Source organism: Kosakonia sp. YIM B13588 (assembly GCF_042788165.1).
GTDB classification, from domain to species: Bacteria; Pseudomonadota; Gammaproteobacteria; order Enterobacterales; family Enterobacteriaceae; genus Kosakonia; species Kosakonia sacchari.
The window spans coordinates 1051404-1074140 of the sequence record NZ_JBHZPO010000001.1; the positions used below are offsets into that span (position 1 = coordinate 1051404).

At 53.5% G+C, this 22737-nt stretch carries 23 protein-coding genes; 8 read left to right on the forward strand and 15 right to left on the reverse strand.

Annotated elements, in window-relative coordinates; translation table 11 throughout:
* Position 1 precedes the first annotated feature (1 nt).
* Positions 2-379 (reverse strand): CopC domain-containing protein YobA, encoded by a 378-nt coding sequence (yobA, locus tag ACFX4U_RS05075; protein ID WP_313507681.1) that lies wholly within the window; start codon positions 377-379, stop codon positions 2-4.
* A gap of 137 nt (positions 380-516) precedes the next feature.
* On the opposite strand from yobA, the gene ACFX4U_RS05080 reads away from it, so the two are divergent.
* Both ACFX4U_RS05080 and exoX read left to right on the forward strand, forming a co-directional pair.
* Positions 517-747 (forward strand): DNA polymerase III subunit theta, encoded by a 231-nt coding sequence (locus tag ACFX4U_RS05080; RefSeq protein WP_017456949.1) that lies wholly within the window; start codon positions 517-519, stop codon positions 745-747.
* An 11-nt stretch (positions 748-758) separates the two neighbouring features.
* Positions 759-1421: an exodeoxyribonuclease X gene (gene exoX / locus ACFX4U_RS05085; protein WP_305735734.1), complete on the forward strand. Its 663-nt coding sequence runs from the start codon at positions 759-761 to the stop codon at positions 1419-1421.
* Here the strand turns inward: exoX and ptrB are convergent.
* The 4 genes from ptrB to ACFX4U_RS05105 form a co-directional block, all read right to left on the reverse strand.
* On the reverse strand, positions 1403-3478 hold the full coding sequence (gene ptrB, locus ACFX4U_RS05090; RefSeq protein WP_313507682.1) for an oligopeptidase B: 2076 nt from the start codon (positions 3476-3478) through the stop codon (positions 1403-1405). The two genes, exoX and ptrB, sit on opposite strands and share 19 nt — an antisense overlap.
* A 78-nt stretch (positions 3479-3556) precedes the next feature.
* Positions 3557-4216, reverse strand: coding sequence for a tellurite resistance TerB family protein (locus ACFX4U_RS05095; protein ID WP_313507683.1), 660 nt, complete (start codon positions 4214-4216; stop codon positions 3557-3559).
* Between the two features lie 94 nt (positions 4217-4310).
* On the reverse strand, positions 4311-4661 hold the full coding sequence (yebF, locus tag ACFX4U_RS05100) for a protein YebF (protein ID WP_349350553.1): 351 nt from the start codon (positions 4659-4661) through the stop codon (positions 4311-4313).
* Positions 4662-4720: 59 nt separating this feature from the next.
* Positions 4721-5059, reverse strand: a complete 339-nt coding sequence (locus ACFX4U_RS05105) for a YebG family protein (RefSeq protein ID WP_313507684.1) — start codon at positions 5057-5059, stop codon at positions 4721-4723.
* 131 nt (positions 5060-5190) lie between these two features.
* On the opposite strand from ACFX4U_RS05105, the gene purT reads away from it, so the two are divergent.
* Positions 5191-6369, forward strand: coding sequence for a formate-dependent phosphoribosylglycinamide formyltransferase (purT, locus tag ACFX4U_RS05110; RefSeq protein WP_305735729.1), 1179 nt, complete (start codon positions 5191-5193; stop codon positions 6367-6369).
* Between the two features lie 216 nt (positions 6370-6585).
* On the opposite strand, the gene kdgA is transcribed toward purT, so the two are convergent.
* From kdgA to zwf, 3 genes are all read right to left on the reverse strand, one after another.
* Positions 6586-7227, reverse strand: coding sequence for a bifunctional 4-hydroxy-2-oxoglutarate aldolase/2-dehydro-3-deoxy-phosphogluconate aldolase (gene kdgA, locus ACFX4U_RS05115; protein WP_064565642.1), 642 nt, complete (start codon positions 7225-7227; stop codon positions 6586-6588).
* A gap of 38 nt (positions 7228-7265) precedes the next feature.
* Positions 7266-9077, reverse strand: a complete 1812-nt coding sequence (gene edd, locus ACFX4U_RS05120; RefSeq protein WP_313507685.1) for a phosphogluconate dehydratase — start codon at positions 9075-9077, stop codon at positions 7266-7268.
* 235 nt (positions 9078-9312) lie between these two features.
* Positions 9313-10788: a glucose-6-phosphate dehydrogenase gene (zwf, locus tag ACFX4U_RS05125; protein WP_020454115.1), complete on the reverse strand. Its 1476-nt coding sequence runs from the start codon at positions 10786-10788 to the stop codon at positions 9313-9315.
* A gap of 342 nt (positions 10789-11130) precedes the next feature.
* On the opposite strand from zwf, the gene ACFX4U_RS05130 reads away from it, so the two are divergent.
* Positions 11131-12000, forward strand: a complete 870-nt coding sequence (locus tag ACFX4U_RS05130; RefSeq protein WP_017456940.1) for a MurR/RpiR family transcriptional regulator — start codon at positions 11131-11133, stop codon at positions 11998-12000.
* A 126-nt stretch (positions 12001-12126) separates the two neighbouring features.
* Positions 12127-13569, forward strand: a complete 1443-nt coding sequence (pyk, locus tag ACFX4U_RS05135) for a pyruvate kinase (RefSeq protein ID WP_017456939.1) — start codon at positions 12127-12129, stop codon at positions 13567-13569.
* 50 nt (positions 13570-13619) lie between these two features.
* Here the strand turns inward: pyk and lpxM are convergent, their stop codons facing one another.
* From lpxM to znuA, 3 genes are all read right to left on the reverse strand, one after another.
* Positions 13620-14591: a lauroyl-Kdo(2)-lipid IV(A) myristoyltransferase gene (gene lpxM / locus ACFX4U_RS05140; RefSeq protein WP_313507686.1), complete on the reverse strand. Its 972-nt coding sequence runs from the start codon at positions 14589-14591 to the stop codon at positions 13620-13622.
* Between the two features lie 130 nt (positions 14592-14721).
* A complete protein-coding gene (mepM, locus tag ACFX4U_RS05145; RefSeq protein WP_017456937.1) occupies positions 14722-16050 on the reverse strand; it encodes a murein DD-endopeptidase MepM in 1329 nt (442 codons plus the stop codon).
* A 15-nt stretch (positions 16051-16065) separates the two neighbouring features.
* Positions 16066-17010: a zinc ABC transporter substrate-binding protein ZnuA gene (gene znuA / locus ACFX4U_RS05150; RefSeq protein ID WP_305737580.1), complete on the reverse strand. Its 945-nt coding sequence runs from the start codon at positions 17008-17010 to the stop codon at positions 16066-16068.
* A 78-nt stretch (positions 17011-17088) separates the two neighbouring features.
* Between znuA and znuC the strand changes: the two genes are divergently transcribed.
* Together znuC and znuB are read left to right on the forward strand one after the other, a co-directional pair.
* Positions 17089-17844, forward strand: coding sequence for a zinc ABC transporter ATP-binding protein ZnuC (gene znuC / locus ACFX4U_RS05155; RefSeq protein ID WP_313507687.1), 756 nt, complete (start codon positions 17089-17091; stop codon positions 17842-17844).
* Entirely contained in the window at positions 17841-18626 is a 786-nt protein-coding gene (gene znuB, locus ACFX4U_RS05160; protein WP_020454120.1) for a zinc ABC transporter permease subunit ZnuB, read from the forward strand. The genes znuC and znuB overlap by 4 nt, the downstream gene beginning before the upstream one ends.
* Positions 18627-18665: 39 nt before the next feature.
* Here the strand turns inward: znuB and ruvB are convergent, their stop codons facing one another.
* From ruvB to ACFX4U_RS05175, 3 genes are all read right to left on the reverse strand, one after another.
* The gene (ruvB, locus tag ACFX4U_RS05165) at positions 18666-19676 is read right to left on the reverse strand and encodes a Holliday junction branch migration DNA helicase RuvB (protein WP_200550639.1); all 1011 of its coding nucleotides are present in this window, start codon (positions 19674-19676) and stop codon (positions 18666-18668) included.
* Positions 19677-19684: 8 nt separating this feature from the next.
* On the reverse strand, positions 19685-20296 hold the full coding sequence (ruvA, locus tag ACFX4U_RS05170) for a Holliday junction branch migration protein RuvA (protein WP_313507688.1): 612 nt from the start codon (positions 20294-20296) through the stop codon (positions 19685-19687).
* A gap of 98 nt (positions 20297-20394) precedes the next feature.
* Positions 20395-21291, reverse strand: coding sequence for an SDR family oxidoreductase (locus ACFX4U_RS05175; protein WP_380218634.1), 897 nt, complete (start codon positions 21289-21291; stop codon positions 20395-20397).
* Positions 21292-21370: 79 nt separating this feature from the next.
* Here ACFX4U_RS05175 and ACFX4U_RS05180 point away from each other — a divergent pair, with 79 nt between their 5' ends.
* Positions 21371-22189 (forward strand): helix-turn-helix transcriptional regulator, encoded by an 819-nt coding sequence (locus tag ACFX4U_RS05180; protein WP_313507690.1) that lies wholly within the window; start codon positions 21371-21373, stop codon positions 22187-22189.
* Between the two features lie 26 nt (positions 22190-22215).
* Here the strand turns inward: ACFX4U_RS05180 and ruvC are convergent, their stop codons facing one another.
* Positions 22216-22737: a crossover junction endodeoxyribonuclease RuvC gene (ruvC, locus tag ACFX4U_RS05185; protein WP_020454125.1), complete on the reverse strand. Its 522-nt coding sequence runs from the start codon at positions 22735-22737 to the stop codon at positions 22216-22218.

Genomic DNA, 22737 nt, shown 5'->3' on the forward strand with positions numbered 1-22737 from the left:
GTCACTTCACAGAAAATGCGTACTGACCACGGGTTTTGTGCCCGTCAACTGAAACGACATGCCAGTTAACGGTATAGTTGCCCGGCGAAAGCGGCTCTTCCAGCGGAACAATCATCTGCGTTTTGTCATTCTCATTGCGCTTTACCACGCCAGTCTTGATAATTTGCTGCTGTGCGTTGGTCACCACGATGCCGCTAAATTTAGGCTCAATGCCTTCAGAAAAATTCAGCGTTAACGCTTGTGGCGCGGCGGTGACGGCGGCATCTGCGGCCGGGTACTGCCCTTTAAGATGGGCATGCGCCAGGACAGCAGGCGTAGCAAAAAACAGGCTCACAATCAATGCGATGGCTCGCCAGTGGCGAGAGATTACAGCAGGCATATTGTTCATTCCTTTTAGTTATGCATATGGCACAAAGAATAACGCTGTACAATAATCGCGTCGAGTATCATCGGCGGCGCGCTTGTCTTTCTGCGACAGGCTTAGTAACTTTTGCCGCGTGAATCCAGGAGAACATCATGATTACCAATCTTGCGCAGCTCGAACAACAAGAGATGGACAAGGTCAACGTTGACCTTGCTGCGGCGGGTGTCGCGTTTAAAGAGCGTTACAACATGCCAGTGATTGCCGAAGCCGTTGAACGCGAGCAGCCGGAACATCTGCGGAACTGGTTTAGAGAGCGGTTGATAGCCCACCGTCTGGCCTCCGTATCGCTCTCCCGTCTGCCTTACGAGCCCAAAGTGAAATAATGGAGCAAGGCATGTTACGCGTTATCGATACCGAAACCTGCGATTTGCAAGGAGGCATTGTTGAAATTGCCTCCGTTGATGTCGTCGACGGGCAGATCGTCAATCCCATGAGCCATCTGGTGCGTCCGGACAGACCAATTAGTCCGCAGGCCATGGCGATACACCACATCACCGAAGCGATGGTCGCTCATCAGCCGTGGATTGAGGAGATCGTACCGCACTATTACGGGAGCAACTGGTATGTGGCGCACAACGCCAGTTTTGACCGTCGGGTGCTGCCTGAAATGCCTGGGGAGTGGATTTGTACCATGAAACTGGCGCGCCGCCTGTGGCCCGGTATCAAATACAGTAATATGGCGCTGTATAAATCCCGCAAGCTCAGTGTTCAGACCCCTGCGGGGTTGCATCACCACCGCGCGTTATATGATTGCTACATCACCGCTGCGCTGCTGATAGATATTATGCAGGTGTCCGGCTGGACACCCGATCAGATGGCCACGGTAACCGGACGCCCCGCGTTGCTGACGACATTTACGTTTGGTAAATACCGGGGGAAAGCCGTCTCTGAAATCGCCGATCGCGATCCGGGATACCTGCGCTGGCTGTTTAACAACCTGGAGCGCATGAGCCCGGAGCTACGATTAACATTAAAACACTACCTCGGCGAGGAGTGATTGTTCCCCTTTCCGGGCAATGTTCCCTGCGCGAGGGCAATTAAAAATGCATATTCCAGCGCAACGCCTTCGTAAGATTTAAACCGGCCGGATTTCCCACCGTGCCCGGAATCCATGTCCGTGCACAGCAACAGCAAATTATCATCGGTTTTATATTCACGCAATTTCGCGACCCATTTTGCAGGTTCCCAGTATTGCACCTGCGAATCGTGAAGACCGGTCGTTACCAGCATATGCGGGTAGGCGTGCGCCGCAATGTTGTCATACGGGCTATAGCTTTTAATGTAGTGATAATAGGTTTCGTCTTGCGGATTGCCCCATTCTTCAAACTCCCCGGTGGTCAACGGGATTGACTCATCAAGCATCGTGGTCAGGGCATCGACAAATGGCACCTGGGCAATGACGCCGTGGAATAGCGATGGACGCTGGTTGATTACTGCGCCCATCAGTAATCCACCCGCGCTCCCCCCCATACCGTAACAGAACAATGGCGAGCCGTAGCCCTGCGCTAGCAAGCTGTCGGTGACGTCAATAAAATCGTTAAAGCTGTTTTTTTTGTTGAGGAACTTCCCGTCCTCATACCATGAATGGCCCAATTCGCCGCCGCCGCGAATATGCGCGATAACGCAGACAAACCCTCGATCCAGCAAGCTGAGCCTGCTACTGCTAAAATCAGCATCCATACTGGCGCCGTAAGAACCATAACCATAAACCAGTAGCGGATTCTCTCCTTTGCGGAAATGTTTATGGTTATAAACCAGCGACACCGGCACTTCGACACCATCTCTGGCGTGGATCCACAGATGCTCGCTGCGATAATCGCTGGAATCAAATCCCGCCACTTCCATTTGTTTCAGAACACGACGTTCTCCGGTGTCCATATCCAGTTCAAACAACGTATCTGGCATGGTCATGGATGAGTAGCCATAACGCAGGCGTGATGTTTCCGGTTCCGGGTTGTAAGCAAGCCAGGTGACATAGGCGGGATCATCAAACGCGATGCCGATAACTTCCCGGGTTTTGCGGTTAATCTGGCGCAAACTGGTTAGGCCGCGCTGGCGTTCTTCCACAACCAGCCAATCAGTAAACAGCGTAAACCCTTCAAGCATCACCTGCTCGCGCGCCGGGATCAGTACTTCCCAGCGCCATTCATCGCGCACTTTGGTGCGATACAGGCCAAAGTTTTTACCATCCCGATTGGATCGCAGGTAAAAAGTGTGCTGGTAGTGATCGAGGCTATATTCGTGATCTTTGCGCCTTGGCAGAAAACGCAGCGGTTGCGCATCCGGCAGTTCGGCATCAAGGAGGAGCACTTCACTGGTGGTCGCGCTGGCGAGGTGAATAGTAATGTAGTGCTGGGAAGTGGTTTTACTCAGGCCAACATAAAAGGTCTCGTCCTGCTCTTCATACACCAGTTCATCCTGTTGCGAAGGCGTGCCAACAGTGTGTCGCCAGACCTGGTACGGCAGTAATGTAGTGGCGTGTTTTCGCACATAATAGAGCGTTTCAGAATCGTTAACCCAGACAAATTCCGGCGAGACATTATCCAGCATTTCCGGATACCAGTTGCCCGTCTCAAGATTGCGAAAACGCAGACCATATTGTCTGCGGGAAAGATAATCTTCGGCAATCGCCATAATGGTGTTGTCGGGCGAGACTTCCATACCGCCAAGGGTGTAGAACTCACTGTGTGACGCACGCTGGTTGGCATCCAGTAAGACCGACCACTCATCCCACTCGGAACTGAGAACCGACTGACGTTGATAAATCGCATACTCGCTTCCCGGCTCGTAGATATGCCGGTAACGGTAGCCATTTTTGATATAAGGTGCGGAGACTTCGCGCTGCGGTATTCGCGAGATAATTTCTGCCAGCACGTCGTCCTGTAACGCCTGCTGGGAGGCCATCACTTCGCGCCCGTAATCATTTTCCTGATGGAGATAATCCAGAACATCTGACTGCGAGCGCGTATCGTCCCGCAGCCAGTAATAGTTGTCGATTCGCGTATCACCATGCATGGTCATGGCGTGCGGGATTTTTTTTGCTTTCGGCGACATAGCACAATTCTTATTTGGTTTTACATACCTATAAGGGTGGCAAAACCCACGCGCGATGCAAGCGAAACGTAATTTAGATCATGAGCTAAGCGCTAATTTCTGCTTTTTGAGATCCGCCTCGATATCTTCACGCACGTCTTGCGGAATTTTTAACGCGTCGCCCAGCGCGTTCAAATAACTACGCTCCATAAAATGATCGATATCGATAACAGCGCAACTGAGGAAGTAAACTTCCAGCGCTTCTTCTTCGTTTTGCACTCCCTGCGCCAGACGCGCGGGGTCAAGCGGCTGGTCTATGGCATTAGCTACCAGTTGCTGCCCTTGCGCTTTCACACCCGCTTCACGCAATTGCTGTTCTATCGCCGCGCGTTCTTTATCATCAATGTGTCCGTCGCTTTTGGCGGCGAAGACCAGCGCCAGGATCAGCCGCTCAGTGCGTATATCCAGAGGCGTATTTTGCTGACCAAATTGCGGCTCGCCTTGATGCGCATCCCGGATGCGATCCTTATACTTATTCCACAATACGCTGCCCGCAACGGCACCACCGCCCACCAGCAAAGCGCCAGTGCCATATTTCGCGAGCAGCTTACGCGATGATTTACTGGCGACCAGCAGACCCGCCAGGCCACCTAATGCACCCGGAACCAACAAATTGTTGAGCCCCTGCCCACCTGATGACGGCGTCTGAGTATCACTTTTTTGACCAAGTAACGACTGCAGTTGATTTAACCAGCTCATAGAACCCTCGCTTACCATGACAGTTGTGCGCACAGAGTAAGCGAGGGGGATGTCAGGAAGTGTCTATATCTGAAAAGAATGGGAAAATGCGGTGTTACGGTTGCGGCTGATACTCCGCGGTTCCGCCTTTACAATTGATAGTCACTCGATAGTGAATGTCCGTGCTTTTCCCACGTACGGTTAACGGCACTATCCATTTATTATCCTTGCCAGTAATCTCTTTCGGATTGACCCAGGCGACCGGGTCAGCCTGACCCAGTTTCTTTTGATCGTCAGCCCAACGGACAATGCGATTCTGCAGATAATCCCGCTTAACACTGGCAGCGATGCCGTCGGCCTTGAGTCCCTCGCACGAGGGAAATTTCACCGATTTATCCGTAGCGGCATGAGCCGCGATGCTGCCTGCCAGCAAAAGCAGACCGATGAAAACTCCTGCTATTTTCATGCTTTTCTCCTGGTTTTTTACCCCTTCAAAGCATGGTACAAATTGCTGGCAGTGCAAGATCAGGCGACTTTCACGCGCTTCGCTGCAGTTTTGATATCCACAGTGTCTGCCGTTTCTGAATCAGAAGAGTCAACCGGTGCAGCCGCGTCTTCAGCTTCAGTGCCTGGTAATTTGCCTGATTTCAGGATGCTGTTAAGCGCCTCTTTTTGCTCGGCAAGCCACAACGCCATCTGATCGCGCGCGTTGTCATCCAGATTTACCGGCCCGGTTGCAAGCCAGTCACCGAGCACTTCGGCCAAATCGAGCATCTTATCGTAAGCATCGGCTTCCTTTTTACTGGCAAAAGACATTTTTTCCTCACCTTCACGAATGACTACGTATTTAACTTCTACCGCCATGATGCAGCCTCATTTAACTGTGTATTTATACAGTATAGTAGCGCGATGAAAAAACCACCGCAAGTGATAAAAGACAGACGCAAACGTTTTCGTTTATACTGCGCGCAAATTTTTTCTAACGGTACGATGCTATGACTCTTTTAGGAACTGCGCTGCGCCCTGCAGCAACACGCGTGATGTTATTAGGCTCTGGCGAACTGGGCAAGGAAGTTGCCATCGAATGTCAGCGTCTGGGGATTGAAGTGATCGCCGTGGATCGCTATCCCGATGCACCTGCAATGCATGTTGCGCATCGTTCGCATGTTATCAATATGCTTGATGGCGCTGCGTTGAAAGCGCTGGTTGAACAGGAAAAACCCCATTTTATCGTGCCGGAAATCGAAGCTATCGCCACCGATATGCTGATAGAGCTGGAGGCGCAGGGTCAGCATGTCGTCCCCTGCGCACGCGCCACTAAGCTGACGATGAATCGTGAAGGTATCCGCCGCCTGGCGGCGGAAGAGTTACAGCTACCCACCTCCAGCTACCGCTTTGCCGACAGTGAAGCGGCATTTCAGCAAGCCGTCGCGGAAATAGGTTTGCCCTGTATTGTAAAACCGGTGATGAGCTCCTCTGGGAAAGGCCAGAGCTTTATTAAAAGCGCCGATCAATTAGCGGACGCCTGGGAATATGCCCAACAAGGCGGCCGTGCAGGCGCCGGTCGGGTGATTGTTGAAGGCGTGGTCAACTTTGATTTTGAAATCACGCTGCTGACCATCAGCGCGGTCGACGGCGTACATTTCTGCGCACCGGTCGGTCATCGCCAGGAAGATGGCGACTACCGCGAATCCTGGCAACCGCAGCAGATGTCGCCTCTGGCGCTGGAGCGCGCACAAGCGATCGCCAGCAAAGTGGTGCTGGCACTTGGCGGGTATGGTCTGTTTGGCGTTGAGCTTTTTGTGTGCGGGGATGACGTTATCTTCAGCGAAGTTTCTCCGCGCCCGCACGATACCGGCATGGTGACCTTGATTTCACAGGATCTTTCCGAGTTTGCCCTGCATGTCCGCGCATTTCTCGGCATGCCCATTGGTGCGATTCGCCAGTATGGTCCATCTGCTTCGGCCGTGATCCTGCCGCGCCTGACCAGCCAGAATGTCACCTTTGATAACGTAAACAACGCCGTGGGTGCTGGCGTGCAGTTGCGTCTGTTTGGTAAGCCGGAAATTGCTGGGTCCCGCCGTATGGGCGTCGCGCTGGCCGTGGCAGATAACGTTGAAAAAGCGGTGGAATACGCGGTTGCGGCGGCGGCGGCGGTGACAGTCAACGGGTAATCTGCCTCTCCCAGCAGGCGGCATTGATTGCTGCCTGAAGGCGTACACAGATCTCACAGAAGCACCTGCCAGCCCCTTGAGAACTAAATCCTGGGGCAATAAACGGAGTCGCATCTTTTGATGTCCGTAGCCCTGGACGAACCAAAACCATAAAAAAGCCCGGTCGGCGTTAGCTGACCGGGCTTTTTATCAGGCGGACTTCAGACCCGCTGAAAATTACTGTTTCGCGCCTTCTACTGCTTCGCGAGCCAGTTTAGTGATGCGATCGTAGTCGCCTGCTTCCAGCGCATCGGCCGGCACCAGCCAGGAACCACCGATACACAGCACGCTTTTCAGCGCCAGGTAATCACGATAGTTAGCCGGAGAAATACCGCCAGTCGGGCAGAAACGAACCTGCGAGAACGGACCCGCGATCGCCTGCAGCGCTTTGGTGCCGCCATTGGCTTCCGCCGGGAAGAATTTAAACTCTTTCAGGCCGTAGTCCATACCCAGCATCAGTTCGGAAACGGTGCTGATACCCGGGATCAACGGGATAGTGCCTTCGGTCGCGGCTTTCAGCAGCGGCTCGGTCAGACCCGGGCTGATGGCGAACTGAGCGCCAGCTGCGGTTACTTCAGCCAGCTGCTGCGGGTTCAGCACGGTACCAGCACCGATAATCGCGTCCGGCACTTCCTTCGCGATAGCGCGAATAGCATCCATAGCGCAAGCCGTACGCAGAGTCACTTCCAGAACGCGAACACCACCTGCAACCAGCGCTTTCGCCATCGGTACGGCGTGCTCCAGTTTGTTCACTACGATTACCGGCACTACCGGACCCGTTTTCAGGATTGCTTCTGCACTCGTTTTCCAGTTTTTCATCAGTGTTTTTCTCTCGCCAGAACTAAAATCTTGTCGTCTTAAAAAGTGATACAGGTCGCGCCCTGTTCCGCGCCGGAAAGTTTTTCCCGCAGCGCACCAAACATTTCGCGCCCTGTGCCCACGCGCATCGCGCTAAGGTCAGGAATATGTGGCTGACGAGCGGCAAGTACGTTGTCATCAACCAGCAGCGTTAATTCGCCGGTCTGCCCGTTAACCCGAATCATGTCGCCATCATGCACTTTTGCCAGCAACCCACCATCATATGCTTCTGGTGTAACGTGAATTGCCGACGGCACTTTACCTGATGCTCCTGACAGCCGTCCATCAGTAACTAATGCAATTTTGAAACGGCGGTCCAATAATACACCAAGTGGCGGCATGAGTTTATGTAATTCTGGCATACCGTTCGCTTTTGGTCCCTGATGACGAACAACGACCACACAATCGCGATCCAGCAGCCCTGCCTCAAATGCGGGCAGCACGTCATGCTGGCTTTCAAAAATCACCGCCGGCGCTTCAATGACCTGGTTTTCTACCGGAACGGCGGAGGTTTTCATTACCGCACGTCCGAGGTTGCCGCTCAGCACTTTAGTGCCGCCATGTTTAGAAAACGGTTTATCAATGCTGGCGATCACGTTGTCATCCAGCGACGCGGCTGCGCCATCACGCCAGTCCAGCTCGCCGTTATTGAGCCACGGTTCGTGGGTATAACGTGCCAGACCAAATCCTGCGACAGTATTAACATCTTCATGCAGCAAGCCGCCTTTCAGCAGTTCGCGCAGTAATACCGGCACACCGCCGGCTGCCTGGAAGTGGTTAATATCCGCCGGACCGTTCGGGTAAAGACGCGCCAGCAAAGGAACAACGTCAGAGAGATCGGAGAAATCATCCCAGTTAATGATGATGCCTGCTGCACGCGCCATCGCCACCAGATGCATGGTGTGGTTTGTAGAACCGCCGGTCGCCAGCAGCGAAACGATACCGTTAACCACCACTTTTTCATCAATCATTTTGCCAAGCGGCATCCATTCGTTGCCATTGCCGGTAAGGCGCGTCACCTGGCGGGCTGCAGCTTCCGTCAACGCTTTGCGCAGCGGTGCATCCGGATGTACAAACGAGGAGCCCGGCAACTGCATGCCCATAAACTCAATCACCATCTGGTTGGTGTTGGCGGTACCATAGAACGTACAGGTGCCTGGTGCATGATAGGACGCGGCTTCTGATTCCAGCAGCGCCATGCGATCGACTTTGCCCTCAGCATAAAGTTGGCGGATACGCACTTTTTCTTTGTTTGCCAGGCCGCTCGCCATTGGACCTGATGGCACAAAAAGTGCCGGCAGATGACCAAACGACAATGCTGCCATTGCCAGCCCCGGGACGATTTTATCGCACACGCCCAGATACAGCGCACCATCAAACATGTTGTGTGACAGGCCGACCGCAGTGGACATAGCAATCACTTCGCGGCTCAGTAAGGACAACTCCATCCCGTCCTGGCCTTGCGTAACGCCATCGCACATGGCCGGAACACCACCCGCCACCTGCCCGACTGCATTCACAGAGTGCAGTGCTTTACGGATAATATCCGGATAGACCTCGTAAGGCTGATGCGCAGAGAGCATGTCGTTATAAGAGGTGATGATCGCTATGTTGTTGCGCAACATGCTTTTCAGAGAGGCTTTATCATCGGGCTGACAAGCAGCAAAGCCGTGCGCCAGATTACCGCAAGCGAGTGTTGAGCGGCGTACGGTATCGCTTTTCGCTTGTTCAATACGCGCCAGATAGGCTGAGCGGGTTTCGCGCGAACGTTCAATAATGCGATTTGTTACGCGTAACATTGTCGAGTTCATAGAGGCTCCTGAAATTTATCTGTCCGGGGAAGCCGCGTTAACAGTGCGATTAGCTTTACGTAACAAGCTAAAAACACCAGAGCGCCACGCCCCTAAGGCAAAATCGCTTCAGCCAGTGTAATAAAAAAAGCCCCGCTGGTGAATCCAGTCGGGGCTTGAAAGATGAAAAATTGTTCGGATAGCTGAGTTAGATCATGTTACCGGTAAAATTGCGCAACATTCACCGGCGACTCCATCACTCAAACTCGTTCCAGGAACGGCCGTCACGGGTGATCATGGCCACCGAGGCCACAGGCCCCCAGGTTCCCGCCTGGTAAGGTTTCGGCGAGTCGTTATCCGCCGCCCAGGCTTCCGTGATGGAATCCACCCATTTCCAGGCTTCTTCCACTTCGTCACGGCGCACAAACAGCGCCTGAATACCGCGCATTGTTTCCAGCAACAGACGCTCATAGGCATCTGCCAGATGCGTCTGATTGAACGTTTCGGAGTAGCTCAGATCCAGCTTGGTGATTTGCAGATTGTGTTTGTGATCGAGCCCCGGCACTTTGTTCAGCACCTGGATATCCACCCCTTCGTCCGGCTGCAGGCGAATAGTCAGCTTGTTCTGCGGCAGATCCTGCCAGGACTCTTTGAACAGATTCAGTTCCGGTGTTTTAAAGTAAACAACCACTTCAGAACATTTGGTCGGCAGACGCTTGCCGGTACGCAGGTAGAACGGCACGCCAGCCCAACGCCAGTTATCGATGTCGACCCGGATAGCGACGAACGTTTCGGTGTTGCTGGTCTTATTCGCGCCCTCTTCTTCCAGATAGCCAGGGACTTTTTTGCCCTGGGCGAAACCGGCGCTGTACTGGCCGCGGACGGTTTTTTCACGCACATTGGTGCGATCAATACGGCGCAGCGACTTCAACACTTTTACTTTCTCGTCACGAATGCTGTCGGCGCTCAGATCGGACGGCGGCGACATGGCAATCATGCACAGAATTTGCAACAGGTGGTTCTGGATCATATCGCGCATTTGTCCGGCCTGGTCGAAATAACCCCAGCGCCCTTCAATGCCCACCTCTTCCGCCACAGTGATTTCAACGTGATCGATGGTGCGATTGTCCCAGTTATTGACGAAAAGAGAGTTAGCAAAACGCAACGCCAGCAGGTTGAGTACCGTCTCTTTACCGAGATAGTGGTCGATACGATAAACCTGGCACTCTTCGAAAAACTCGCCCACCTGGTCATTGATTTCCCGCGATGTGGCAAGCGATGTGCCCAGCGGTTTTTCCATCACCACGCGCGCCGGTTTGGCGTTCAGTTTCGCTTCACCCAGGCCTTTGCAGATTGCACCAAAGGTGCTTGGCGGCATGGCGAAATAGTTGATGGTGGTGCGATTTTTTTGATCCAGCATCTCGCCGAGACGTTTGAATGCAGACGTATCGTTGACGTCCAGATTGCAAAAATCCAGACGACCACTCAGCTTGTCCCACAGGCTCTCGTCGATCTTCTCCTTCATAAAGGTTTCAAGCGCTTCGCGAACAACCTTGGTATACGCTTCCTTATCCCAATCAGCGCGACCCACGCCCAGAATTCGTGTCTCCGGGTGGATCTGGCCCGCTTTTTCCAGTTGGTACAGGGAAGGCAGCAATTTCCGGCGGGCAAGGTCGCCCTTGGCGCCGAAAATGACCAGGTCACACGCCTGGGCTGTTTGTATTACCGCCATGTCTTTCTCCTCAGTTGGCTATCCTGGAGCTTCAGCCAGGCCTCAGTTGTAATTTTATTACAGTGCACTGTACTGCTTTTACGTAATTCCCGAAACTGTTAAGCCTTGTCAGGACGTGCGTTATATTGTTGTGACGAAAAAACTGTTCTTTCGCCCTGATAAAGCGGGATATTTGCCCAATACACAGCCGGTAAAATCCGACTCTGATCATGTAATGAAAAAAAACAACAACATTTCTCATCACGACTTACCTTTCTGCGCGTCACAGGGGTAATATCAAGCTAAACCGCATCACGATTCCATCTATTGGTGTAATCGTTTTACCATGAGCGTTTATCACCCATGAATATGCTGGAAAAAATCCAGTCACGGCTGGAACACCTTAGCAAATCCGAGCGTAAAGTGGCTGAAGTGATCCTCGCCGCGCCGGACCAGGCCATCCATTCAAGCATTGCCGCACTTGCGCAAGAAGCGGATGTTAGCGAACCAACAGTGAACCGTTTCTGCCGCAGCCTCGATACCCGGGGCTTCCCCGATTTCAAACTGCATCTGGCGCAAAGCCTCGCCAACGGCACGCCCTATGTTAATCGAAATGTTGATGAAGATGACAGTGTTGAAGCCTATACCGGCAAAATCTTCGAATCCGCGATGGCCAGTCTCGACCATGTGCGCCAGTCACTGGATATGGCGGCGGTAAACCGCGCCGTAGATTTACTGACACAGGCGAAAAAAATTGCCTTCTTTGGCCTTGGTTCTTCTGCCGCCGTTGCGCATGATGCGATGAACAAATTTTTCCGCTTCAATGTGCCGGTGGTCTACTCCGACGACATTGTGTTGCAACGCATGAGTTGTATGAATTGTAGCGACGATGACGTCGTTGTGTTGATTTCACATACCGGAAGAACCAAGAATTTAGTGGAACTTGCGCAACTGGCGCGTGAAAACGATGCCATGGTGATAGCCCTTACGTCCGCAGGCACGCCGCTGGCGCGTGAGGCAACGCTTGCTATCACTCTGGATGTTCCGGAAGATACAGATATTTATATGCCAATGGTTTCTCGTCTTGCGCAACTTACGGTGATTGATGTGCTGGCAACAGGCTTCACATTGCGTCGGGGAGCAAAATTCAGGGATAACTTGAAGCGAGTCAAAGAAGCACTGAAAGAATCGCGCTTTGATAAAGAGCTGCTTATTAAAAGCGATAACCACTAATAGTAAATATAAAAGCGGTAACCTCTTACGCTGTCCGATCTGACACATCGCCCTTCACAGCAGGGCGCCAAATGACCGGATTTATGTTCACGCAACACCAAGTTGTTTCAGTCAACGGAGTATTACATGTCCAGAAGGCTTCGCAGAACCAAAATCGTAACCACCTTAGGCCCGGCTACTGACCGCGATAACAACCTTGAGAAGGTGATCGCTGCAGGCGCTAACGTGGTACGTATGAACTTCTCACACGGAACACCTGAAGATCATAAATTACGTGCGGATAAAGTGCGTGAGATTGCGGCAAAACTGGGACGTCATGTTGCTATCCTTGGCGATTTACAAGGGCCAAAAATTCGTGTTTCCACCTTTAAGGAAGGCAAAGTTTTCCTGAACATCGGGGATAAATTCCTGCTCGATGCCAACCTCGGTAAAGGTGAAGGCGACAAAGAAAAAGTGGGCATCGACTACAAAGGTTTGCCTGCTGATGTCGTGCCGGGTGATATCCTGCTGCTGGACGATGGTCGCGTACAGCTGAAAGTGCTGGAAGTTCAGGGCATGAAAGTGTTTACCGAAGTGACCGTTGGCGGCCCACTATCGAACAACAAAGGCATCAACAAGCTCGGCGGCGGCCTCTCTGCTGAAGCACTGACTGAAAAAGACAAAGCGGATATCGTGACGGCTGCATTGATCGGTGTTGACTACCTGGCCGTCTCCTTCCCACGCTGTGGCGAAGATCTTAACTACGCTCGCCGTCTGGCGCGCGATGCCGGTTGCGATGCCAAAATCGTGGCAAAAGTTGAGCGTGCAGAAGCGGTCTGCAATCAGGATGCGATGGATGATGTGATCCTCGCCTCAGACGTGGTAATGGTCGCACGTGGCGATCTCGGGGTTGAAATCGGTGACCCGGAACTGGTCGGTATTCAAAAAGCGCTGATCCGCCGTGCGCGCCAGCTGAACCGTGCGGTGATCACCGCGACGCAGATGATGGAATCAATGATCACCAACCCGATGCCAACGCGCGCGGAAGTGATGGACGTTGCCAACGCCGTGCTCGACGGCACCGATGCGGTCATGCTCTCTGCCGAAACAGCCGCGGGCCAGTATCCATCCGAAACCGTAGCTGCAATGGCTCGCGTATGTCTGGGCGCTGAGAAAATTCCAAGCATCAACGTCTCCAAACACCGCCTGGATATTCAATTCGATAACGTGGAAGAAGCGATTGCCATGTCGGCCATGTATGCGGCAAACCACTTGAAAGGTGTAACCGCTATCATTTCGATGACAGAATCGGGGCGCACCGCGCTGATGACCTCGCGCATCAGTTCAGGTTTGCCGATTTTCGCCCTTTCTCGCCACGAGCGTACCCTCAACCTGACAGCCCTGTATCGCGGCGTCACCCCGGTCTATTTCGACAGCGTCAATGACGGCGTGACAGCAGCTCACGACGCAGTAAACTTGCTGCGCGATAAAGGCTATTTGCTGTCCGGTGACCTGGTTATCGTGACTCAGGGTGATGTGATGAGCACCATCGGCACCACGAACACCACGCGAATTCTGACCGTAGAATAAGCGGTTATAGAAAGCAAAAAGGCCTCTCATTGAGAGGCCTTTTTTGTGGGCTATTTTTTCGCAAATAAATCTTTGCGCCTGTAAGGCTCGGTCTCACCCGGTTTCCGCGTTTTAAGCAATTTGAGGATCCAGGTGTATTGCTCAGGATGCGGAGCGACAAACTTTTCAACTTCTTCGTTCATACGCCGGGCAATCGTGTTGTCATCGGCGGTGAGCAGGTCGTCCATCGGCGGCCGCACCTGAATAATCAGCTGGTGTGTTTTGGCATCATAAACCGGAAACAGCGGCACCACGCGCGCACGGCACACTTTCATCAAACGGCCAATAGCAGGCAATGTCGCTTTATAGGTTGCAAAGAAATCAACAAATTCACTGTGCTCCGCACCGTGATCCTGATCCGGGAGGTAGTACCCCCAATAGCCCTGACGTATCGACTGAATAAAAGGCTTGATGCCGTCATTACGCGCATGTAACCGCCCACCAAAACGACATCGCACGGTATTCCATACATAATCGAACACTTTGTTGCCCTGATTATGAAACATCGCCGCAATGTTGCGCCCCTGTGATGCCATTAACATCGCCGGGATATCAATGCCCCAACCGTGCGGAACAAGGAAAATCACCTTCTCTTCATTGCGGCGCATTTCATCAATAATTTCCTGCCCCTGCCATTCCACACGCGGCATGACTTTTTCCGGGCCACGCAGCGCCAGTTCCGCCATCAAAACCATAGCTTGTGGCGCAGTAGCAAACATCTCATCAATAATGGCCTCTCTTTCCGCATCGCTTTTTTCAGGGAAGCAGTAGTAGAGATTGATCTGCGCACGGCGGCGCGCACTTTTGCCGAACTTTCCGGCCAGACGCCCAAGTTTGCCGAGTACAGGGTCGCGCACCGACGGCGGGATCATCGCTACGCCCGCAAAAGCCAGCACTCCCAGCCACGCACCCCAGTAGCGCGGATAGCGAAATTCTTTTTCAAACACGGGAATGTATTCAGCGGTATTTTTTTTCGTTTCCATGCATCTTCCGCAGGCGAGAAATCAGTTCACATAAAATAATGAGATAGTGTAGCGAGGCGCCATCTATCGCACAAAAGAAAAAACCGATGCGGTTGAGGCATCGGCTTCGGACGCACATTTGTTAAACGAATCAGTCGACTTTTAACTGAGGTAAAATCTCTTTAACTTGTGCGAGATAATCCTTACGATCCGACCCGCTTAAGCCTTCGGTTCTCGGCAGCTTCGCCGTTAACGGGTTAACCGCTTGCTGGTTGATCCATACTTCATAGTGCAAATGCGGACCGGTAGAACGCCCGGTATTCCCGGAGAGCGCAATACGATCGCCACGTTTCACTTTCTGTCCTGGTTTTACCAACAGCTTGCGCAGGTGCATATAACGCGTGGTATAGGTGCGTCCGTGACGGATAGCGACATAGTTGCCTGCAGCACCGCTGCGTTTCGCCACGACGACTTCCCCATCCCCTACCGCGAGCACAGGCGTACCCTGTGGTAACGCGAAATCAACGCCTTTATGCGGTGCAACTCGACCGGTAACCGGGTTCAGACGACGGGGGTCAAAATTCGAAGAAACACGGAACTGCTTAGATGTCGGGAAGCGCAAAAATCCTTTTGCCAGGCCTGTACCGTTGCGATCGTAAAATTTGCCGTCTTCCGCGCGGATTGCATAATAATCTTTGCCGTCGGAACGCAGACGCACACCAAGTAACTGGCTTTGCTCTTGCTTGCCTTCCAGCATTTCGCGGGACATGAGTACGGAGAATTCATCGCCTTTTTTCAGCTTGCGGAAATCCATCTGCCACTGCATGGCTTTAATCACCGCGCTGACTTCACCGCTGGTTAGCCCGGCGTCGCGCGCGCTGGAAACAAAACTCCCACCGACAGTCCCTTTCATCACCGAGTTTACCCAATCGCCCTGCTGCGTTTCGCTACTCATTTTGAAGCCGCCATCAACGCGGTCATAAGTGCGGGTCTCGCGGCGGGACATCTCCCACGTCAACCGCTGCAAATCGCCATCCTCAGTCAGAGTCCAGGAGATCTGTTGGCCGATTTTCAGGTTACGCAGCTCTTTATCCGCAGCGGCAAGCTGGCTGATATCACCCATATCAATGCCGTACTGGTTAAGAATGCTGCTCAGCGTATCGCCCGTGGATACTACGTATTCATGTACGCCGGCTTCACTGGAGGTTTTCTCATCGAGTTCATCCTGCGGAATAGCGTCAACATCGTCATCCGATGCAGTCTGGTCGATAGGTTCACTGGCTTCCGGCAGCAAAGAACGGATTTCGCTCTTCGGCAGCTCGATAGCTTTAACAATAGGTGTAACGGATTCGGGGTGGTAAACGTACGGACGCCAAACGGCGACCGTGAGAGTGAGAACTGTAAGCGACCCCAGCATAACGCGGTGGGGTCGGGGCAGATTATTAAATGCCAGGGCGACAGAGCGGGCTATCTGTTGCACGTATTCACTTCCTCGTTATTCTCCTTTCAGGCAGCTCGCATACTGATGTGAAAGTTGGGCAAGGAACTGCGGGTAGCTATCTTTGCCTAACTTGATGCCGATACCGAGCGGATCCAACGTTCCCATTCGAACGGATGTCCCTCTGGCAACAGCTTCTACGACCGCTGGCCTGAACTGTGGCTCAGCAAAAACGCAGGTTGCTTTTTGCTCAACCAACTGTGTTCTGATTTCATGTAAACGCTGTGCACCAGGCTGAATTTCGGGGTTGACGGTAAAATGACCCAGCGGAGTCAGTCCGTAGTGTTTTTCAAAGTAGCCGTAGGCGTCATGAAAAACGAAATACCCTTTCCCTTTCAGCGGTGCCAGCTCGTTACCGACCTGCTTATCGGACTGGGCTAATGATGCCTCAAATGCTTGCAGGTTGGCGTCCAGCTTGGCTCGACTTTGCGGCATAACTTCCACTAATTTATCGTGGATTGCAACCGCCGACAGCCGCGCAATCTCTGGGGAGAGCCACAGATGCATGTTGTACTCACCGTGATGGTGATGCTCGTCACTTTTTTCGTCATGATGATGTCCATCATCATGGTCGTGCTCATCCTCGTCCGACCCTTTCATGAGTAGCGTTTTCACACCATCCAGTTCCGCCATCGTCACTAATTTTTTTGCCGGGATTTGCTGGGCGGAACGCACCATGAAGGCTTCCATTTCAGGCCCGACCCAAAATACTAAGTCCGCGTTCTGTAAGCGTTTTACATCCGACGGACGCAGGGAGTAATCATGCTCTGAAGCACCGTCCGGCAGTAATACTTCCGTCGGTGCCACCCCGTCAGCGATTGCTGACGCGATAAATCCCAGCGGCTTTAATGACGTTACAACGGCGGCGTTAGCAGTTTGTGCTGCTCCACCGAGAAGCGCAGCGGATAACGCTGCGCAAAGAAGCGTATTTTTATGTAACATAATGCGACTATTAATCGTAATGAATAAGTGGAATGTGATATTATAACATTCGACAACTTGTGCAACCCCATAAATGCTATGACGAATCTTGTAACGCTCGAAAGTATCACCGTCGCATTCGGCCAACGGCGCGTCCTGTCTGATATTTCGCTGAATTTACGTGCCGGTAAAATTTTAACCCTGCTGGGCCCTAATGGTGCGGGCAAATCAACGCTGGTACGTGTTGTGCTAGGGCTGGTAGCACCCGACTCCGGGTTGATCAAGCGTGACAAAACGCTGCGCATCGGATATGTGCCGCAGAAATTACACCTGGATGCTACTTTGCCGCTCACCGTTGGCCGCTTTATGCGCCTGCGTCCTGGCACCAGCAAAGGCGATATTATTCCTGCACTGAAACGTGTGCAGGCCGCACACCTGGTCGATGCGCCAATGCAAAAACTGTCTGGCGGCGAAACCCAGCGTGTATTGCTGGCGCGAGCGCTGCTTAATCGCCCGCAATTGCTGGTTCTTGATGAGCCAACCCAGGGCGTTGATGTAAATGGCCAGGTGGCGCTGTACAATCTGATTGACCAGTTGCGTAAAGAGCTGGACTGCGCTGTATTGATGGTTTCTCACGATCTGCATCTGGTTATGGCAAAGACCGATGAAGTGCTCTGCCTGAATCACCATATTTGCTGTTCTGGCACGCCGGAAGTGGTTTCAATGCACCCGGAATTTATCTCCATGTTCGGCCAGCGTGGCGCGGAACAGTTGGGGATTTATCGCCACAATCACAACCACCGCCACGATTTACAGGGCCGCATTGTGCTGCGCCAGGGTAATGGACACTCATGATTGAATTGTTACTGCCCGGCTGGCTTGCCGGGGTTATGCTCGCCTGCGCGGCGGGTCCGTTGGGCTCATTTGTTGTCTGGCGCAGAATGTCATATTTCGGCGATACGCTCGCGCATGCTTCTCTGTTGGGTGTCGCTTTCGGTTTGTTACTGGACGTCAATCCATTTTATGCAGTGATCGCCGTTACGCTGCTGCTGGCCGCCGGGCTGGTATGGCTGGAAAAACGACCTCATCTGGCCATTGATACCCTGCTGGGGATCATGGCGCACAGCGCACTGTCGCTGGGTCTGGTTGTTGTCAGCCTGATGTCAAATATCCGTGTCGATTTAATGGCCTACCTGTTCGGGGACTTGCTGGCGGTAACACCCGGCGATCTGGTGGCGATCGCCCTGGGCGTTGTCGTGGTGCTGGGAATTTTGTTCTGGCAATGGCGCAATCTGCTGTCGATGACAATCAGCCCCGAGCTGGCATTTGTCGATGGCGTGAAGTTGCAGCGTGTGAAGCTGCTGCTGATGCTGGTCACTGCGTTAACGATAGGCGTTGCCATGAAATTCGTCGGCGCACTGATCATCACCTCACTGTTGATTATCCCGGCCGCGACATCGCGACGCTTCGCACGTACGCCGGAGCAAATGGCGGGCATCGCAGTCGGTATCGGCATGATCGCCGTCACCGGCGGACTGACATTTTCGGCTTTTTATGACACGCCTGCGGGCCCATCTGTGGTGTTGTGCGCGGCACTGCTGTTTATCTTCAGCATGATGAAGAAACCCGCCAGCTAAAGCGAAAGGCCGGAAGCAAATGCTCTCCGGCCTTTAACGTTATGGCATTTGCGGCGGCGTTATACCAAAGTGATTCCACGCTCTGACTGTTGCCATCCGGCCACGTGGCGTACGTTGCAAAAAGCCCTGCTGGATAAGATACGGCTCCAGCACATCCTCAATCGTTTCGCGCTCTTCACCAATGGCTGCCGCCAGGTTGTCCAGCCCGACCGGGCCGCCGAAGAACTTATCGATAACCGCCAACAGCAGTTTACGATCCATATAGTCGAACCCTTCGGCATCGACATTCAGCATGTCGAGCGCCTGAGCCGCGATGTCAGCGGTAATGTCGCCATCATGCTTCACTTCGGCGAAATCGCGCACACGCCGCAGCAGACGATTGGCAATACGCGGCGTACCGCGTGAGCGGCGCGCCACTTCCAGCGCACCCTCCTCGCTCATCTCCAGCCCCATATAGCGCGCGCTGCGCCCCACAATGTGCTGTAAATCCGCGACCTGATAGAACTCCAGACGCTGCACAATGCCGAAACGATCGCGCAGCGGCGACGTGAGCGAACCCGCGCGCGTTGTCGCGCCAATCAAGGTAAACGGCGGTAAATCGATTTTGATTGAGCGCGCCGCTGGCCCTTCACCGATCATGATATCCAGCTGGTAATCTTCCATCGCCGGATAGAGCACCTCTTCGACAACCGGCGATAGACGGTGTATTTCATCGATAAACAACACATCATGCGGCTCGAGATTAGTGAGCATCGCGGCAAGATCGCCCGCTTTTTCCAGCACCGGCCCTGAGGTTGTGCGCAGATTGACACCCATCTCGTTTGCCACGATATTCGCCAGCGTCGTTTTACCTAAGCCCGGCGGGCCGAAGATAAGCAGATGGTCCAGCGCGTCACCGCGCAGCTTTGCCGCCTGGATAAAGATCTCCATTTGCGAACGCACCTGCGGCTGACCGATATACTCGTCGAGCATTTTCGGACGAATAGCGCGGTCTGCGACTTCCTCTATATTGGTGCTGGCGGGCGTGACCAGACGGTCTGCTTCAATCATCCTCTACCTCACAACGCCGCGCGCAGCGCTTCGCGGATCAGGGTTTCACTGTTGGCGTCCGGACGCGCAATCTTACTTATCATCCGGCTGGCTTCCTGAGGTTTATAGCCTAACGCCACCAGCGCAGCAACGGCTTCTTGTTCCGCATCATCCGTCGCCGGGCTCGCCGGAGAGGCCAGAACCAAATCAGCAGCCGGGGTGAAGAGATCGCCGTGCAGACCTTTAAAGCGATCTTTCATCTCGACAATCAAACGCTCGGCGGTTTTCTTCCCGATTCCCGGCAATTTGACCAGCGCCGCAGGATCTTCGCGTTCAACAGCGTTAACGAACTGCTGCGCAGACATGCCGGACAAAATTGCCAGCGCCAGCTTTGGCCCAACACCATTGGTTTTGATGAGCTCACGAAACAGCGTCCGTTCCTGCTTGTTATTAAAGCCGTATAACAACTGAGCGTCTTCACGTACCACAAACTGTGTAAAAACAACCGCCTCTTTTCCGGCGTCCGGGAGCTCATAAAAGCAGGTCATAGGCATATGGACTTCATATCCCACGCCCCCCACTTCCAGCAGAACCAACGGGGGTTGTTTTTCTACAATGATGCCTCTGAGTCTGCCTATCACGTGACGCTCCTGCGTTAACGGCTGAAAGTGTAATGCCGTATGATAAAAAAAGGCTGGATAGATATCCAGCCGAATATACAGGAAAACGCGAGCGCGGTTCAGGAATTCGCGTAATAACCTGCATCCGCAAGATCGGTGAGTAAGTCGCGTTGCTCAGGGTGCCAGCTTAAAACGTCGCGGGTTCGCTCGCTGGACGCCGACATATCCGCGGCGGCAAAGGTGGCAAACCAGCCAAAATGGTCGGCACTGCGTGATTCAGCGGGCAGCCCCAGCATGTTGCCAATGGCGATAGCAATCTCCCGCATCGCGATCCCTTCCTCGGCTACCGCATGATATACCGTTTCCGTTACGCCACTTTCCAGCGCTAGCCGGTAGAGCTTCGCCGCATCAAGACGATGCACAGCAGCCCAGCGATTATTCCCCTCGCCCGGCCAGGCGGAGACACCGGTTTTCTTCGCCAGCGCGATCAAAATCGGGATAAAACCGTGATCGCCCACGCCATGAACAGTTGGTGCCAGACGCACACTGGCAGCCCGAACACCTTTTTCAACCAGGGCCTGTGCCGCCAGTTCGGAACGGCGCAGATAATCCGGCGCGCTGACAGGTTTGTCCTTTTCAGTTGCTGGCCGCCCCTGAACCAACCTTGCCAGCCCCGAAGTCACCAGCAACGGACGATCGCTACCAAGCAGCGCCTCCCCCATCACTTCAATAGCGCTCCTGTCCTGTTCGCAATTTTCCGCAAAACGGGAAAAGTCGTGATTAAAAGCGGTATGGATCACCGCATCCGCACGCGACGCTGCGTCAAACAAGAGGGTGTGATCATCCAGCGTTCCGGAAACAACCTGCCCTCCAGCGGCCAGCAATGTCTGTGCTTTATCCGTATTTCTGGCCAGCCCGCTCACCTGGTGCCCGGCAGCAATCAATTCTGCCGCCACTTTTGCGCCGACCCAACCGGTCGCGCCCGTTAGAAAACATGCATGTGTGTGTCTCCTGATATTGACTCGCGCCGTTATCCTTATAAATATCCGAGGTAGTGAAAAGTAGTGACGTTATCGGGGTATAAGGACTAACAGGATGCAAAGCGTTACTCAGCCTAAAGATCTGGGCAGTTACCTGAAATCGCGCCGGGCACAGCTTGACCCAGTGGCGCTGGGTTTTCATACCGCGCGGCGACGTACGCCGGGGCTGCGCCGTGAAGAGGTGGCGCATCTGGCCTGTATTAGCGCCACCTGGTATACCTGGCTTGAGCAAGGTCGCGGAGGCACGCCTTCGGCGGAAGTGCTGGGGCGCATTTGCCAGGCGTTGCGTCTTTCTGAGCGCGAACGCGAACACGTTTTTCATCTGGCATTAGGCCGTGCTCCGGGCATGCACTCCATGGCCAGAGGAACCGTGACGGAAAGGCTGCAAAAAGTGCTGGACTGTATGCATCTGAGCCCGGCAATGATCCGCAATGCGACCTGGGATGTGCTCGCCTGGAACAAAGCCGCCACGGTGGTGTTATCCGATTACCCCAGCCAGCCCGCGCATGAACGTAACATTCTGCGGCGCATTTTTCTTAATCCCCAGGCGCGCGCCGCACAGGCTGACTGGCACTCGCTCGCCCGCTTTCTGGTGGCCGCTTTTCGCGCGGACGCAACCCGCGCGGGTGCGTCGATTGAGATTCGTCCTCTGGTTGAAGAACTCAGTGCAGCTTCTGCGGAGTTTGCAGAGCTCTGGCAAAATAATGATATAGAGGTAATGGAAGAAGGCACCAAAATCCTGCTGCATGGCGCTGTTGGTCGGTTGTCGCTGGAGTACTCGAGTTTTTCGGTGGAAGGGCAACCGGACCTGACAATGGTGGTCTATAACCCATCAACCGAAGAGGACGCGCGCAAAATAAGTTCGCTATTATAAAAAAAGCGCCGGTAAACCGGCGCTTTTTAGCGTAATCGTCCGCGAGCCAGATTGAGCCTTGTGCTGCTCACCTGCAACGCATTCTGGCTGACATGACAATGCGTGATAGCGATAGCCAGCGCATCCGCCGCATCCGCCTGCGGGTTAGCGGGCAGTTTCAGCAGCGTGCGCACCATATGTTGCACCTGGCTTTTTTCCGCGCTGCCAATCCCCACCACCGTCTGTTTTACCTGCCGTGCAGCATATTCAAACACTGGCAAATCCTGATTCACGGCGGCGACAATCGCCACACCGCGCGCCTGCCCAAGCTTTAGTGCCGAATCGGCGTTTTTCGCCATAAACACTTGTTCGATAGCGAAGAAATCCGGCTGGAACTGGGTAATGATCTCCGTCACGCCTGCATAAATCAGCTTCAGACGCGACGGTAAATCATCCACTTTGGTACGGATACAACCGCTGCCGAGATAGGTCAGTTGTCGTCCCGTCTGGCGGATCACGCCGTAACCGGTGACGCGCGAACCCGGATCGATACCGAGAATGATCGCCAT

Bases quoted from the DNA above. Each gene is read 5' to 3' on its own strand.
- ACFX4U_RS05180 (WP_313507690.1), top strand. From the start codon at position 21,371: ATGCAAAGCGTTACTCAGCCTAAAGATCTGGGCAGTTACCTGAAATCG.
- ptrB (WP_313507682.1), bottom strand. From the start codon at position 3,478: ATGTCGCCGAAAGCAAAAAAAATCCCGCACGCCATGACCATGCATGGT.
- yobA (WP_313507681.1), bottom strand. From the start codon at position 379: ATGCCTGCTGTAATCTCTCGCCACTGGCGAGCCATCGCATTGATTGTG.
- ACFX4U_RS05095 (WP_313507683.1), bottom strand. From the start codon at position 4,216: ATGAGCTGGTTAAATCAACTGCAGTCGTTACTTGGTCAAAAAAGTGAT.
- kdgA (WP_064565642.1), bottom strand. From the start codon at position 7,227: ATGAAAAACTGGAAAACGAGTGCAGAAGCAATCCTGAAAACGGGTCCG.
- znuA (WP_305737580.1), bottom strand. From the start codon at position 17,010: ATGTTACATAAAAATACGCTTCTTTGCGCAGCGTTATCCGCTGCGCTT.
- pyk (WP_017456939.1), top strand. From the start codon at position 12,127: ATGTCCAGAAGGCTTCGCAGAACCAAAATCGTAACCACCTTAGGCCCG.
- ACFX4U_RS05130 (WP_017456940.1), top strand. From the start codon at position 11,131: ATGAATATGCTGGAAAAAATCCAGTCACGGCTGGAACACCTTAGCAAA.
- yebF (WP_349350553.1), bottom strand. From the start codon at position 4,661: ATGAAAATAGCAGGAGTTTTCATCGGTCTGCTTTTGCTGGCAGGCAGC.
- ACFX4U_RS05105 (WP_313507684.1), bottom strand. From the start codon at position 5,059: ATGGCGGTAGAAGTTAAATACGTAGTCATTCGTGAAGGTGAGGAAAAA.
- ACFX4U_RS05080 (WP_017456949.1), top strand. From the start codon at position 517: ATGATTACCAATCTTGCGCAGCTCGAACAACAAGAGATGGACAAGGTC.
- purT (WP_305735729.1), top strand. From the start codon at position 5,191: ATGACTCTTTTAGGAACTGCGCTGCGCCCTGCAGCAACACGCGTGATG.
- edd (WP_313507685.1), bottom strand. From the start codon at position 9,077: ATGAACTCGACAATGTTACGCGTAACAAATCGCATTATTGAACGTTCG.
- ruvC (WP_020454125.1), bottom strand. From the start codon at position 22,737: ATGGCGATCATTCTCGGTATCGATCCGGGTTCGCGCGTCACCGGTTAC.
- znuC (WP_313507687.1), top strand. From the start codon at position 17,089: ATGACGAATCTTGTAACGCTCGAAAGTATCACCGTCGCATTCGGCCAA.
- ruvB (WP_200550639.1), bottom strand. From the start codon at position 19,676: ATGATTGAAGCAGACCGTCTGGTCACGCCCGCCAGCACCAATATAGAG.
- zwf (WP_020454115.1), bottom strand. From the start codon at position 10,788: ATGGCGGTAATACAAACAGCCCAGGCGTGTGACCTGGTCATTTTCGGC.
- exoX (WP_305735734.1), top strand. From the start codon at position 759: ATGTTACGCGTTATCGATACCGAAACCTGCGATTTGCAAGGAGGCATT.
- znuB (WP_020454120.1), top strand. From the start codon at position 17,841: ATGATTGAATTGTTACTGCCCGGCTGGCTTGCCGGGGTTATGCTCGCC.
- lpxM (WP_313507686.1), bottom strand. From the start codon at position 14,591: ATGGAAACGAAAAAAAATACCGCTGAATACATTCCCGTGTTTGAAAAA.